Here is a 13,491-nt window from a genome sequence, read left to right as displayed (position 1 = left end):
AGCAGCTCGGGTAGTTCCCGGCCGAGGCGGAGGCCACGGCCAGCGCCCACCCCGGTGCTTTCGCCCCGACCGAGACAGCGACCGACATCGACACACCCGCCGGCTTCGATCGAGGCAACGGCCACGCAAGCAACCCTGGCAACGGACCATGCTGCGGGCACGGCACGCTCGCAGCCAGCAGCACAGGCGCGCTCAGCGCGGGCGTGCTGAGCTCCGGCGACCTCGGACACCACATGCTCGGCTCCAGTGCCGGAGTGCTCGACTCCGGCGACCTCGGACACCACACCATCCGCTCCAGCGTCGCCGGCTGCGGCACCACCCGCTACGGGCAGGTCCTCTCACCCGGCGATGTGCGGATGCTGGCCTGCGACGCGCAGATCATCCCGCCGTCCTCGGCACCCGCAGCGAACTCCTCGACCTGGGCCACGCCCACCGGCTCGCCAAACCGGGATTGGTCACCGCCCTTGAGCTGCGCGACAAAACCTGCACATACCCGGGGTGTCGAATACCGGCGGCCTGGACCGACAAACACCACCTCATTCACTGGGCCAATGGCGGACCGACGACCGAGTGGAACATGGCCTGCGTTTGCCGGCACCACCACACCGTCATCCACCGCCACGGACACATCGGAACAGTCACCCCCACCGGGGTCGCATGGACCCGCGCCGACGGCACCCCCATCGGCAACCAACCACGCCGCAGTGCTGGCGATGAGGCCGACGGCGAAAGCAGCGGCAGCGGACCATCTCGACCGGCAAGGATGCCCGAGTGCAAGGCCTTACCCAGCGAACAGTTCACCTTCGCTACCTAAGCGGGATCGCCCGGTACCCCGCACCACAGGACTTGCTGTGTGCCGCCGCCGCCCGCTGACTACCCCTGGGCACTGACCTCTCGGGAGACCGCTGTGTGTTGTTGGGCCAGGCGGCGTAGGGCGGCAAGGACCGGGTCGACGAGGACGGTGCCGAGCACGACTTGGCGCACGGCGGCCTGCGGCTCGGGTGGTACGGAGTCGACGTCGATGACCGCGATCTGCTCGGCGGCGTCGGCGTAGGCATCCATGCGGGCCTCGTCGAGGCCGATGCCCGCCGCGTCGCAGGCGGACCAGGCGCGGTCCAGGTCTTCGACAACCGGATCCCGCGGATCGACCAGCCAGCCGCGCCCCGCCAGCCAGGCATGCGTGCGGGACTGCGCCCACGGCTCCTCGACGTCCCGCGGCGGGATCGCCACCCGATCGACCCCCAGCAGCGAGCGCTGCGCCGCCCCCAAGACCTCCGTACGCTCCAGGTTCGGCTCCTCGATCACCGCCAACACCCGACCCACCGTCGCCAAGCTCAGCCCACCGACCTCCGTGAGGGCCCGCACCAGCCGCACCCGCTCGACATGGGAGTTGTCGTACTCGGCCTGGGTGCGCGAGGTCGCCCGACCCGCGTGCAGCAGCCCCTCGCGCAGGTAGTACTTCAACGTCGCCACCGGCACCCCGGTCGCCTCCGCCAAACCCGACATCCGCATCCCATCACCACCTCTTGACATTGGATAGTAACTCTCACCAATATTGGGGAGTGTCAGTATCTAACTGGATGCCGCAGGCGTCCCCGCAGATCCCGGGAGTTGCCATGCAAGGTCAGACGCACGCGCACGAGGGCGACCTCGTCGTTTTCCACATCGGCATGACGATCCGCAAACCCCACCGGCCCGACCTGTGGCTGCCGGTCTTCGCCGCCATGCCCAAGATGCTCGCCGAGCTGCACCGCAACAAGGCCCAGGCCGCCCGCGGCGAGGCCGACGACCTGGGCTTTCTCGGCGCCGACACCCTGTTCGGCGGCAAGGGGCCGTGGGTCGTGCAGTACTGGCGCAGCGTCGAACACCTCTACGCCTACGCCCACTTGCGCGACCACGCACACGTGCCCGCGTGGCGCGCCTTCAACAACGCGGCCCGCCGGCATCCGGGCGCCGTCGGCATCTGGCACGAGACCTACGTCGTGCCCGCTGGGGGAGTCGAGACCTTCTATGGCAACGGCGCCGGCGTGGGACTCGGCGCCGCCACCGGCCTCGTCGAGGCCACCCGTCGCGGCCGCGGAGCCCGCGAACGCCTCGGCGGCCGCCTGGCCACGGCCTCCTGAACTCACCCCCGAACTCACCCCTGAACGAACCCCCTTGAACTGGGCATCCTGACGGGGCTTCTGGCCGAAACGCCGCCGCACAGCGCGCGGCCGTCCCCCGCGGCGGGTAGGTTCGCTGGCCAACAGCCCGCTTCACCTCCGCACACCACTGTGGTTCGCGCCGTCGTCCGCTCTTCGGCCGGCCACCTAAGGGGATGCCCATGTTCGACACCCAGATCGAGTGGCTGGTCGAGAAGCTCTGGAGCACGCCGATGGTGGCGCTCGTGCTGCTCCTCGGCGTGTACTTCACGATCCGCATGGCGGCTCCGCAGATCCTGCGGGTCGGCGAGATGGCCCGCCTGCTCATCGGCGGCACCGGCTCCAAACAGGGCGTCTCCTCGTTCCAGGCGTTCGCCATGGCCCTCGGCGGGCGCATCGGCGTCGGCAATATCGCCGGCGTCGCCACCGCCATCCACTTCGGTGGGCCGGGCGCGATGTTTTGGATGTGGATGACCGCAATCGTCGGTTCGGCCGTCGCCCTCGCCGAATGTTCGCTGGCGCAGGTGTGGAAGGAGGAGGTGCACGGCGAATACCGCGGCGGCCCCGCCTATTACATCGAAAAGGGCATCGGCTGGAAGTGGATGGCGATCGCGTACGCCGCCGCCGCCGTCTTCGCGTGCGCGGTCACCGGTCCCTCGATCCAAGCGTTCAGCATTGCCGAATCCGTCGACGTGGCCTGGGGCATCGAGCCGTGGATCACCGGCGTCTTCGTCGTGATCCTCTTCCTGGCCGTCGTGCTCGGGGGCCTCAAGCGCATCGGTCTTGTCGCCGGGCTCGTGGTGCCGGTCATGGCCGCCGCCTACATCCTCGCCGGGCTCGTCGTGCTCGCCCTCAACGCCGACGCCGTACCGGGCATGTTCGGCCTCATCTTCGCCAGCGCGTTCGGCGCCGAATCGATGTTCGGCGGGATGCTCGGCGCGGTCATCATGTGGGGCGTGCGCCGGGCGATCTACTCCTCCGAGGCCGGCACCGGCTCCGGGGCGCAGGCCGCCGCCGCCGCGGAGGTCTCCCACCCCGCCAAGCAGGGCCTGGCCCAGGGCTTCTCGGTGTACGTCGACACGCTGTTCGTCTGCACGATCACCGGCCTGATGATCCTGGTGACCAACAGCTACAACGTCGAAAATCCCGACGGCACGACGATCATCGAGTACGTGCCCGGCCTCTCCGCGGGTCCGGCGTACACGCAGACGGCGATCGACACCGTGTTCCCTGGGGTGGGCTCCTCGTTCGTGGCCGTCGCGATGTTCTTCTTCGCGTTCACCACCCTGCTCTCGTTCGCGTTCTACGCCGACACCAACGTCGCCTACATCGTGCGTAACCCGCGCTGGGAGCGCATCTGCAATCGCGTCATGGTGTTCGTGCTCGCCGGGTCGATCCTCCTCGGCTCGTTCCGCTCCTCCGACGTCGCGTGGAACCTCGCCGACCTCGGCCTGGGCCTCTACACGTGGATCAACCTCATCGCGCTCGTGCTACTCAGCGGCACCGCCATTCGCGTCTACCGCGATTACGTGCGGCAACGCCGCGAGGGCCGCGATCCGGTCTTCGATCCGGAGGATGTCGGCATCCACAACGCGCCCGTGTGGGCCAAGATCCGTGAGCGCACCGAGAGCGATCGGGTGCGCTGATGATCTGGGTGTGGCTGATCATCGCGAACGTCGCGATGCTGCTGCACTTCGGCTTCATCGCCTTTCTCATCGGAGGCGGATTCTGGGCCTGGCGCCGACCTCGCCTCATCTGGGTGCATCTCGTCACGGCCATCTGGGCATTCGGTATCGAGGCCTGGCATTGGACGTGCCCACTGACCGAGATCGAACAGTGGGCACGTCTGAACGCCGGGCAGCCCGGGCTCGTGCCCACCGGGTTCATCGACACCTACATCCAGGACGTGATGTACCCCGCCGAGCTCAACCCCCAGGTGCTGCTGCTCGTCGCTTCCGTGGTCGTCGTCTCGTGGGTCGGCTACGTTGCGCTGCTGCTCCTGCGCCGCCGGTCGGCTAGGTCAGCAGCCAGGTAACCCAGGAGACCAGGCACATGAGCAGGGCGATGATCGGCAGGGCCAGCGCGGTCGTCAGTCGCGTCGCCCGCGCTGATCCGTAGGTCCGGCCGCTCGGGTCGGCGACGAGGTCGGCCGGCTCCCGCCAGCTCAGCACCGCCGCGACGAGTAGGCCGGCCCCGGCGACGAGACCGACCGCCAGCGCCGGCAGGTCGACCACCGGGGTGCGCCACAGCACGAACGCGGCGACGAAGACGCCCACGAGCAGCGGCCCGAGGAGAAACGCGAGCACCGGTCGGTCGAGGATGAGCCGGATCGCGCGCTCCGGGAAGACCAACACCAGCGCCGTGAGTGCGGCCAACAGCCCGGCGACGACGAAGTCCCCGGTCGTCACGGTCACCGGCGCGGCCTCGAGCCATCCGGTGACGGCCCGCGGCAACAGCACGATGCCCGCCAGGCCCAACGCGCCGGACACCATGGTGCTCGCGCCCAGACCCGACGATCCGCTGCCCTCGCTCGACGCCAACTCCCGGGCGTACTCCGTGGCTGGGCCGAACGCCTCGGCGGCGCTCTCACCGGTTTCGCACAGGTGCCCCTCGATGACGGCGAGCGCGTCGCCGATGCGGGTGCCGGGCACGCCGAGCACGCGCTGTTCGACGACGAACGCGTCGACCCACTCCGGCTCTGCGTGCGGCGCCATGGCCGCCAGGTCGTGGTCGTGTGCCTTGCCCATCGCGGTGCTCCTGTTCGTGTTCATGCCTGGTCCCCTGTCCTTGCTGCTGTCCTTGCTGCTGTGGATGTCGCGGCTGTCGTTGTCGCGCGACCCTCGATGACGTGGCGCGTGACGTCGGTGAAGGCTCGCCAGCGGTCGGCCCGCTCGGCGAGAAACTCCGCGCCCGCGGAGGTCAGCGCGTAGACCTTGCGACCCGGCCCACCCGCTCCGGGCTGCCAGTGCGCCTCGACGTGGCCGGCTGCTTCGAGCCGGCCGAGCAGCGGGTACAGCGTGCCGCCCTTGACGGTGCCCAGGCCCGCGTCGGCCAGCTCCTGGGCGATCGCGTAGCCGTGCCGCCGACCCCTCGTCAGCGCGGCGAGCACCGCGAGGCCCAGGACCCCGCGCAGCCAGTCGCTGGGCCACTCCTCCTCAGTTGCCATACCTAGATTGTGTGCCTGACTAGTCAGCGTGTCAACCTAGCTAGGCAGGCTGCCTTCGATGCCCCAGAGCACTGGGCATCTTCGACGCCTCAGGGCGCTAGGCGCGCAGGGCAACATGCTGCTCGCGTTGCCTAGCGAGCCAGTGGGTCGGGCATCGTGGGGCGGCGGCGACCCCGGGGGCGCTCGGCAGGGCGCGCAAGATGCTGCCCGTGCTGCCGAGCGGGACTAAAGGACATGGCATTTCGGTGTTGGGCGTCGCCTTCGGCTGGGATGCTTAGCCCCTACCGGCACCGGCCGACCAGCTCAGGTGCGTGGAGCTCGAGGGGAGGCGCCCGTGTCGACCGCACCGATGTCGTCGTCCTCGACGTCCGCGCAGGCTCGTGGGTCCGCGGGCGCATCACAGGCGCCGGGCTCCGGAGGGTCCAGAGGGTCTCGGTCGCCGGGCCACCCACGGCGTTCGGTGGGGGCGTCCGGGGGGTCGAGGCGTCGCGTGCGCAAGACCGCGACCGGCTGGATCCTCACCGTCGCCCGACCGGTGCGCGCGCTGGCTCTCATCGCGCTCGCGGGGCTGCCCGGGCTGGCCGGTTGCCTCTACGCGCTCACGCTGTGGCCCGGCAATCGAGCCGCGCAACTCGGCGTGCTCGCGTACGTTGCGCTGCTGGCGCTCGCCTTCGCCTGGCACGGCACGCTGGTGCACGCCGTGCAGCTCGACGGGGCGCACGTGCACGCCCGACGATTGCTGCGGCCGCTGAGTCTGCCCCTGACATCCCTGGTCAGCGTGGTCGTCGACGACGAGAACACGCTGCGGCGCTCCGCCAGCGGCGAGTGGTACCAGGCGCGCGGCACCCAGACCCTCGTGCATCTGGGCGACGGCTCGGCCCTGGTCTGCGAGGAGCCGCGGATCGCCCGCGAACTGGCCCGTCGCCTCCTCGCGCAGCGGCCTCGGCTCGGCGGCCGCCCCGGCGACCGACCCCCTCCGGAGCCGGAGTCGGTGCGGCTCATCGACGTCGGCCCCGCCTCTCGCGTGCGCCGCTGGGGTAGCGGGGTGATCGGTCCACTAGCGACTGTCGGCGTCGCGTTGCTGCTGCTCGTCTGCGCGCTGGGGGCGCTGGTCGCGTTCGACGGGCGACCTGGTGAGGCCCGCTCCGCCGAGGACGGATTCGCCCAGGTGCGCCAGTCGATCACCCTGCCACCCGACGCCCAACCGAACGCCGCAGCACTCACGGGCGACTCACCGCTCCCTGGCGCTGCCGCACCCAGCGGCGTCGCCGGTACGAGCGAGTTGGCGATGCGGGACTGCGCAGGCGCCAGTGGTCGACTGTGGTCCGGCGACCGCCGCAACGGCGAACTGGCCTTCGACGCGGCCGTCCATTCGCTGACCCAGGCCCAACTCGCGGGGGTGCGCCAACGCGCGACCGCCCTCGGCTTCCACCCCGCCGAGCCCTCCGCCTCCGCTGCCTACGCGGCCGGCACGACGGTGCTCGTCAAGGAGGCCGACGGGGTGCGCTGGGCGACCGCCTGGCGGAGCGCCGCCGAGCGGGGCGGACCCCCGAGCCGCTTCGACGCGCACGTCGGCGTCTGGACCGACTGCCTCGACTCTCGCGCGGTGCCCGACGACATCCCCGAGTTCTTGCACACCGCCGCCGCCTACCTCCTGGCCGGTGGCTGACGCAACCCGAGCGAAAGGTGGGCGAACGGCGGCACCGGCCGGCCACCTCCGGGCCGTCTCGTGGGCGCCGCCGACTGGTAGTAAGTGGCGTATGGACGTCTCCCTCTTCGTGCAGGCCTTCGGCGGGTTCTTCGCCATCATGAACCCGTTCGTCGCGCTGCCGATGTTCCTCGCGCTGACCGCCGGGTTCGAGCTCAAACGCCAACGTCACACGGCGGTGCGGGTGGTGCTCTACTCGCTCATGCTGGCGGCCGTCATCGTGGTCAGCGGCAGCGCGGTGCTGGGCTTCTTCGGCATCACCGTCGACGACTTCCGCGTCGCCGGCGGCATCGTGCTGCTGATGATCGCGCTCGGCATGCTCAACGGCGCCAGCAGCGCCCACTCCGGATCGGCCGACGAGAAGCAGCACCAGTCCGACCAGGCCGCCCAGGGCGACGTGTCGTTCTACCCGCTCACCTTCCCGATGATGCTGGGGCCCGGCACGATCACGACGATCATCGTCTTCACGAGTCACGCCGACGGCGCCGCCGGGTACATCGCCGTGAGCGCCGCGCTGGGTGTCGTACTCGCCCTGCTGTTCGCCGTGCTGTGGTTCGCCCCGAACATCGGGCATCACATGAGTCAGACGATGCGGGTCATCATGACGCGCCTCATGGGCATGATCCTGGCGGCCATCGCCGTGCAGATGGTCGTTGCCGGCCTCAAGGCCCTGCTTCCCGGCCTCGGCGGCTAACTCGATTCAGTCCACGCAGGTGACGACGAAAGGGTTGCCCCGGCGGGAGTGCTCGGGAAGGGTGGAACAGCGCGCACTGGAGTGACGCAGCCCACTGCGCGGAACCGTGTATCCACGTGATCGGAGAACCCCATGTCGCAGTGGCCGATGGGCCCCGGGTCGTCGTTCGACGACATCTTCAACCGCTTCTTCGGGCAGATGCCCGGCCAGCGGCCCGTGCAACGGGTCGACCTCAACCGCCTGCTGACCGACGACGCCAAGCGGCTGCTCTCCGACGCCACCGAGGCTGCCGTCGAGCGGGACAACGCCGAGGTGACCCCCGAGCACGTGCTCTATGCGGCGGCCTCCAACGACCCGGGGCGCGGGATGCTCAGCCAGCTCAACCTCGACCCCGACTCCGTCGCGGCGCAGATGGCGGACATCCTCGCGGCGCTGCCCGAAGACGCCGACGAACAGCGCCTCGGCCCGCGCCTGCGCGCCGCCATCCGGTACGCCCAGCAGCAGGCCGCCGAATCCGGCGTCGGCTACATCGGCCCCGAGCACATCCTCATCGGCATCGCCGCCAACCGCGAGAGCCCCGCCGCCAAGCTGCTCACCGGCTCCGTGCTGGAGGCGCCCGGCAAACCGGCGCGAGGCGGCCAGGCGCGCGGCGGTCCAGGTGGTCAGGGCGGCCAGGGGCAGGGGCAGAGCTCCACGCCGACGCTCGACGAGTTCGGCCGCGACCTGACCGCCGAGGCCAAGGCCGGCAAACTCGACCCCGTCGTCGGGCGTTCGGAGGAGATCGCCGAGACCGTCGAGATCCTCTCTCGTCGCCGCAAGAACAACCCCGTGCTCATCGGCGACCCGGGGGTCGGCAAGACGGCGATCGTCGAGGGCATCGCCCAGCGGATCGTCAACGGCGATGTCGCCAGCTCGCTGGCCGGCCGCCGCGTCATCTCCGTCGACATCGCCGGCATGGTGGCCGGCGCCAAGTACCGCGGCGAATTCGAGGAGCGCCTGAAGAACCTCCTCGAAGAGGTCAAGGAGCACTCCGACGAGTTCATCCTGTTCATCGACGAACTGCACACCGTGGTCGGTGCCGGCGCCGGCGGTGACGGCGCGATGGACGCCGGCAACATGCTGAAGCCGGCACTGGCCCGCGGCGAGCTGCACACCATCGGGGCGACGACCGTCGATGAGTACCGCAAGTACATCGAGAAGGACCCGGCATTGGAGCGGCGCTTCCAGCCGGTGATGATCAGCGAGCCGAGCGTCGACGACACCATCGAGATCCTGCGCGGCCTCATCGACGTCTACGAGTCCCACCACGGCGTGGTCTACGACGACGATGCGCTCATCGCCGCCGCGCAGCTCTCCGACCGGTACATCACCGACCGGTTCATGCCCGACAAGGCGATTGACCTCGTCGACCAGGCCGGCGCACGAGTTCGGTTGAAGCACAAGACCTCCGACGCCGACACCCGCAAGGTCGAGGACGAGGTCGCGCGCCTCAAGCGGGAGATCGAGTCGGCCGTCGCCGGCGAGCAGTACGACCTGGCCGCCGACCTCAAGAACTCGTTGCAGGCTGAAGAGGCCAAGCTCGAGGGCGGCACGGAGGGTGAGGAGCCGCACGTCACGGTCGTCGACATCGCCGAGGTCGTCTCCCGGCGCACCGGCATCCCCGTCGCCGACCTCACCGAGGAGGAGCGGGCGCGGCTGCTCAAGCTCGAAGACACGCTGCACGGGCGGGTCATCGGCCAGGCCGAGGCGGTGCAGGCCGTCGCGGAGGCGGTGCGGCGCGGGCGGGCCGGGCTGGCTGCGCCGAACCGTCCGTTGGGGTCGTTCCTGTTCCTCGGCCCCACCGGCGTCGGCAAGACCGAGCTGGCCAAGGCGTTGGCGGAGGCGGTGTTCGGCGACGAGGGCCGCATGATCCGCCTCGACATGAGCGAGTTTCAGGAGAAGCACACCGTCTCTCGGCTCGTCGGTGCGCCGCCCGGGTATATCGGCTACGACGAGGGTGGTCAGCTCACCGACAAGGTGCGTCGCCAGCCGTACTCGGTTGTGCTGTTCGACGAGGTCGAGAAGGCCCACCCCGACGTGTTCAACACGCTGCTGCAACTGCTCGACGACGGGCGGCTGACCGACGCGCAGGGCCGCACGGTCGACTTCACCCACACGATCATCATCCTGACGAGCAACCTGGGGTCGCACCTGATCCTCGAGGCCAAGGACGACGAGCAGCTCAAGGAGCTCGAGCCCAAGATCATGGAGCTGCTGCGCAGCCACTTCCGCCCCGAGTTCCTCAACCGCATCGACGAGACGGTCATCTTCCACCGGCTCGCCAAGGAGGAGCTGCGGCAGATCGTCGACCTCATCCTCGGGTCGACCCAGCGGTTGCTGCGGGCCCAGGACGTGGGTTTGGAGGTGTCCGAGGAGGCCAAGGACTGGCTGGTCGGCGAGGGCTACGAGCCGGAGTTCGGCGCCCGGCCGCTGCGCCGCACCATCCAGCGCGAGCTCGACAACCGCATCTCCAAGCTGCTGCTGGCCGGCACCGTCGGCGCGGGCGACACCGTGCGGGTCGTGGTCGCCGACGACGACCTGGACCTGCAGGTCATCGGGCCGGATGGCGACGAGAGCACGGTGGCGACCGAGGCCCCGGAGGCTGGGGTCGAAGATTCGGCGGAGGGCGCGGTGGAGGCGCCGGCCAAGCCCGAGAGCAAGCAGGCCGTCAAGAAGTCCTGACTGCCAAGAAGCCCTGACCGCCAAGAAGTCCTGACCGCAGGCCCCAGCCCGTGACGGGGGCGCCGAGCCTGGCGCCCCCGTCACTGCGCTTACAGAAGGTAGCGACTTCTTGACGTACCCGGGAGTGGCGGCAAAATGGGCTCAGGGCGCTGACCTGCAGTGATGTGAAATGCCTCGCGCGCAGTGGCGGCCCGGGTACGTCAAGAAGTCGCTACGTCGGCCAGCACCACCGGTCGAGAACGTGTCGGGGGCGCCCCGACGGGGGTGCGGACGAGTCAGGCGGGCTGCCCGCGCAGCACTCGGCGCATGACGAGGCGCGGCATCTTTGAGGCCACAGCGTCGGTGGTGCCGATGACCTCGAAGCCGGCGCGCTCGAACATGGCGCGGGTGCCGACGAACGCCATGGTGGTGTCCATCCGCCCCGGCGGATCGACCGGGTGGGCCTCGACCGCCGGGGCGCCATGGCCGGCGGCCCACTGCACGGCGCCCTCGATGAGCTGCGCCACCACTCCCTGCCGGCGATGCCCACTGCGCACGACGACACACACGACGCTCCATACCGGCACGTCATCGACAGGGCGGATCAGCTGCGAATTCGCCAGCCGGGGGATCTCCGCGCGCGGCCCGATGTTGCACCAGCCCACCGGAACCCCGTCGCGGTAGGTCACGACGCCAGGCGGTACGTCGCGCTCGCACAAGGTGCGCATCACCTGTTCCCGGTCGCCGCCGAGCTCACGAATCTCCTTGGCGCCCAACCGATGCGACAGACACCAGCAGTGGGTGGCGCGTCGGTTGGGGTTGATGACGTCCGCGAAGTCGTCGAACCGCTCCGGGGTGACCGCGTGCGTCGTCCACGTCTGGCTCATGCCCCCAGCACAGCACGTGCAGGGGACGAACGGTGACCGCTGGCCGGCAGTTGCTCAGCCGAGCTCGTGAGCCCGGAACCAGTCGAGGGTGGCCTGGCGCCAGATTTGCGCGCCGGCGCTGCCGGACTTGGCGTCGAAGATGTGGTCGGCGGCGTAGATGCGCACGAGATGGTTGGGCACGCCGGTGGCGCTCAGCGTGTCGGCCAGGGCGTAGGCGTCCGCAGGGGGTACGAAGCGGTCGCCGTTCGGCACGACCATGAGCGTGGGCGGTGCGGCGGCCGTCAGGTGGTTGGCGGGGGTGAGGGCCTCGTACCGCTCCGGCACCTCGGCCGGGGTGCCGCCGGTGTGCCGCTGCGTCATCGTGGCGGCCAGGCCGGAGCCGGTGCGGTCGGCGGCGTAGAAACCGGCGGGCGAGACATTCGGGTACAGCGTCGACACCGCCTTGACCTGCGGTATCGGCCCCTCGCAGGCGGAAGTCGCCGTGGCGGCGGCGGCGCGGTACGCCACGTCGAGCACGAGGTTGCCGCCCGCGGAGTCGCCGACCATCGCCAGCCGGGTGGGGTCGCCGCCATAGTCGCGCGCGTGCTGACCGAGCCACGTCAGGGCGCACGCGAGCTGCGGTTCTTGCGCGTCCCACAGGTGTCGGTCGGGCCCGGAGAGGGAGTAGCCGACGCTCGCGACGAGGTATCCCTGGTCGGCCAGCCAGGTCGCGCGGGCCGTCTGGAGCGGGTCGAGGCGGCTGCCGCCGATCCACCCGCCGCCGTGTACGAGCGCCACCACCGGAGCCCGCCGGGCCGCCGATGCCGGGCCTGGGGCGGGCGGCTGCCACAGCGCGATCCGTAGATCCTCGCCCTGATCGTGCAGGTAGACGACATCGGCGTCGGGATCGCGGGCGTCCGTGCCGCCGAGGCCGAAGAGGGGCGCGACCTGCAGGTCGACGCTCTCCGCGCGGGCGGTCGCGACGAGCCGGCCGCTGACATACCCGGTGCCGATGAGGGCGAACGCGGCCATCGCCACGACCAGCGCCCGAAACGCCGTGCGCCGCCGCCACCACAGCCACGCGGCGACTGCGGTGACCCCCAGCGCGAAGAGCATCGCCCGGAAGCTGTCACCCGCCATCACCGCCCCATAGGCGCCCAGGCGCGGGAGGCCAGGAGCGAACACGCCGAGGGTCAGCGCCGCCAGCCACGCGGCCGTCAACGCCACCCCTGCGACGACGAGCCGGGACGCCCAGCGGGCAGCCGGAGATTCGGGCTGCGTCACTTCGTTCTGGTGCGCGGGGTGCTGGGCGTCGGTCATCGAAGCCATCCTGAAGGCCGCATGGGTGCCGTGGGGCGGATTCGCTGCAGCGAGCGGCTCAGATCACCGGTTGCCACGTGACGCGGTCGCGTCGGCCGAGACGCACGGCGAGGAAGATGCCGGCGAGGGCGCCGAAGAGGTGGGCCTGCCACGAGACTCCGGGCTGCAGCGGCAACACGCCCCAGATCATGGATCCGTAAACCCCGAACACCACCAGACCGAGCAGGGCAGCCCAGAAGCGGCGCACCACAAACCCGTAGACGACCAGGAATGTCGCGTACCCGTAGACGAGCCCGCTGGCGCCGATCGTGATGGAGTTCTGTGGCCCGAGCAGCCACACGCCCAGGCCGCTGAGCAGGATCACGCCGATGGTTAGGGCCCACAGCCGCTTGGTCGTCCAGGCGATCAGTGCACCCAGCACGATGAGGACCGACGTGTTGGCGATGAGGTGCGCGAACCCCAGGTGCAGGAACGGGCTGAGCACGATGCCCGGCAGCCCGTCGAGTGTGCGGGGCACGATGCCGAACAGGTCGAGGTCGGCCGGGAGGATCGTGTCGACGATCTCGCTGACCCACATGAGCGCCACGAGGACGAACACGGGCACCACTCGGTGCAGCCACGTCGGCAGGTTCGGGCTGGCGGGGCGGCGGCTCAGAGTCGTCACCCGCCCAAGCCTGCCAGGCAACCCTGAACCGATCCTGGTGGGACGCCCGCCGCCCGCTGCCCACCCCCTGTCGACGGTTGCCCTTGCTGCCGAGGGTTGCTGTTGCGACCGCAACCCTCGGCAGGGACCGCGACGCCCAGGATGTGGACGGAGGGGTGGGCTTCGGGGTGGCGACGCGTGCCGCTCTCCTCTCCTGTCGGACGCGCGCGGCCCTCCCGTCGACGGTTGCCCT

12 protein-coding genes are annotated in these 13,491 nt (G+C 70.3%); 6 read left to right on the top strand and 6 right to left on the bottom strand.

What is annotated here, in order from left to right:
- Positions 1 to 873: 873 nt before the first annotated feature.
- Positions 874 to 1,512 carry a MerR family transcriptional regulator gene (locus tag KILIM_RS16810; RefSeq protein WP_006593931.1) on the bottom strand — a complete coding sequence of 213 codons (639 nt, stop codon included), beginning with the start codon at positions 1,510 to 1,512 and terminating at the stop codon, positions 874 to 876.
- A 104-nt stretch (positions 1,513 to 1,616) separates the two neighbouring features.
- Here KILIM_RS16810 and KILIM_RS16805 point away from each other — a divergent pair, with 104 nt between their 5' ends.
- The 3 genes from KILIM_RS16805 (at position 1,617) to KILIM_RS16795 (ending at position 4,176) form a co-directional block, all read left to right on the top strand.
- Positions 1,617 to 2,123: a DUF4188 domain-containing protein gene (locus KILIM_RS16805; protein ID WP_006593930.1), complete on the top strand. Its 507-nt coding sequence runs from the start codon at positions 1,617 to 1,619 to the stop codon at positions 2,121 to 2,123.
- A 200-nt stretch (positions 2,124 to 2,323) separates the two neighbouring features.
- Complete coding sequence (locus KILIM_RS16800) at positions 2,324 to 3,787, top strand: alanine/glycine:cation symporter family protein (RefSeq protein ID WP_006593929.1); 1,464 nt, start codon at positions 2,324 to 2,326, stop codon at positions 3,785 to 3,787.
- Positions 3,787 to 4,176: a DUF2784 domain-containing protein gene (locus KILIM_RS16795; RefSeq protein WP_006593928.1), complete on the top strand. Its 390-nt coding sequence runs from the start codon at positions 3,787 to 3,789 to the stop codon at positions 4,174 to 4,176. The genes KILIM_RS16800 and KILIM_RS16795 overlap by 1 nt, the downstream gene beginning before the upstream one ends.
- Here KILIM_RS16795 and KILIM_RS22640 read toward each other — a convergent pair.
- Both KILIM_RS22640 and KILIM_RS16785 read right to left on the bottom strand, forming a co-directional pair.
- The gene (locus tag KILIM_RS22640) at positions 4,157 to 4,912 is read right to left on the bottom strand and encodes a hypothetical protein (protein ID WP_157551779.1); all 756 of its coding nucleotides are present in this window, start codon (positions 4,910 to 4,912) and stop codon (positions 4,157 to 4,159) included. The genes KILIM_RS16795 and KILIM_RS22640 overlap by 20 nt on opposite strands.
- Positions 4,909 to 5,307, bottom strand: a complete 399-nt coding sequence (locus KILIM_RS16785; protein ID WP_006593926.1) for a PadR family transcriptional regulator — start codon at positions 5,305 to 5,307, stop codon at positions 4,909 to 4,911. The genes KILIM_RS22640 and KILIM_RS16785 overlap by 4 nt, the downstream gene beginning before the upstream one ends.
- 490 nt (positions 5,308 to 5,797) lie before the next feature.
- Between KILIM_RS16785 and KILIM_RS16780 the strand changes: the two genes are divergently transcribed.
- The 3 genes from KILIM_RS16780 (at position 5,798) to KILIM_RS16770 (ending at position 10,430) form a co-directional block, all read left to right on the top strand.
- Entirely contained in the window at positions 5,798 to 6,976 is a 1,179-nt protein-coding gene (locus tag KILIM_RS16780) for a hypothetical protein (protein ID WP_006593925.1), read from the top strand.
- A gap of 91 nt (positions 6,977 to 7,067) precedes the next feature.
- The gene (locus KILIM_RS16775) at positions 7,068 to 7,709 is read left to right on the top strand and encodes a MarC family protein (protein WP_006593924.1); all 642 of its coding nucleotides are present in this window, start codon (positions 7,068 to 7,070) and stop codon (positions 7,707 to 7,709) included.
- A gap of 132 nt (positions 7,710 to 7,841) precedes the next feature.
- Positions 7,842 to 10,430 (top strand): ATP-dependent Clp protease ATP-binding subunit, encoded by a 2,589-nt coding sequence (locus KILIM_RS16770; RefSeq protein WP_006593923.1) that lies wholly within the window; start codon positions 7,842 to 7,844, stop codon positions 10,428 to 10,430.
- 275 nt (positions 10,431 to 10,705) lie between these two features.
- On the opposite strand, the gene KILIM_RS16765 is transcribed toward KILIM_RS16770, so the two are convergent.
- From KILIM_RS16765 to KILIM_RS16755, 3 genes are read right to left on the bottom strand one after another with little or no spacing between them, the layout of a single operon-like run.
- A complete protein-coding gene (locus tag KILIM_RS16765; RefSeq protein WP_006593922.1) occupies positions 10,706 to 11,296 on the bottom strand; it encodes a GNAT family N-acetyltransferase in 591 nt (196 codons plus the stop codon).
- A gap of 54 nt (positions 11,297 to 11,350) precedes the next feature.
- Positions 11,351 to 12,595 carry an alpha/beta hydrolase gene (locus KILIM_RS22635; protein ID WP_006593921.1) on the bottom strand — a complete coding sequence of 415 codons (1,245 nt, stop codon included), beginning with the start codon at positions 12,593 to 12,595 and terminating at the stop codon, positions 11,351 to 11,353.
- Between the two features lie 58 nt (positions 12,596 to 12,653).
- Positions 12,654 to 13,259, bottom strand: coding sequence for a rhomboid family intramembrane serine protease (locus KILIM_RS16755; protein WP_006593920.1), 606 nt, complete (start codon positions 13,257 to 13,259; stop codon positions 12,654 to 12,656).
- Between the last annotated feature and the right edge of the window lie 232 nt (positions 13,260 to 13,491).

It is taken from the genome of Kineosphaera limosa NBRC 100340, assembly GCF_000298215.1.
Taxonomy (GTDB): domain Bacteria; phylum Actinomycetota; class Actinomycetes; order Actinomycetales; family Dermatophilaceae; genus Kineosphaera; species Kineosphaera limosa.
Note: the sequence above shows the minus strand (reverse complement) of the source record. Positions and strands in the feature narration are given on the sequence as shown.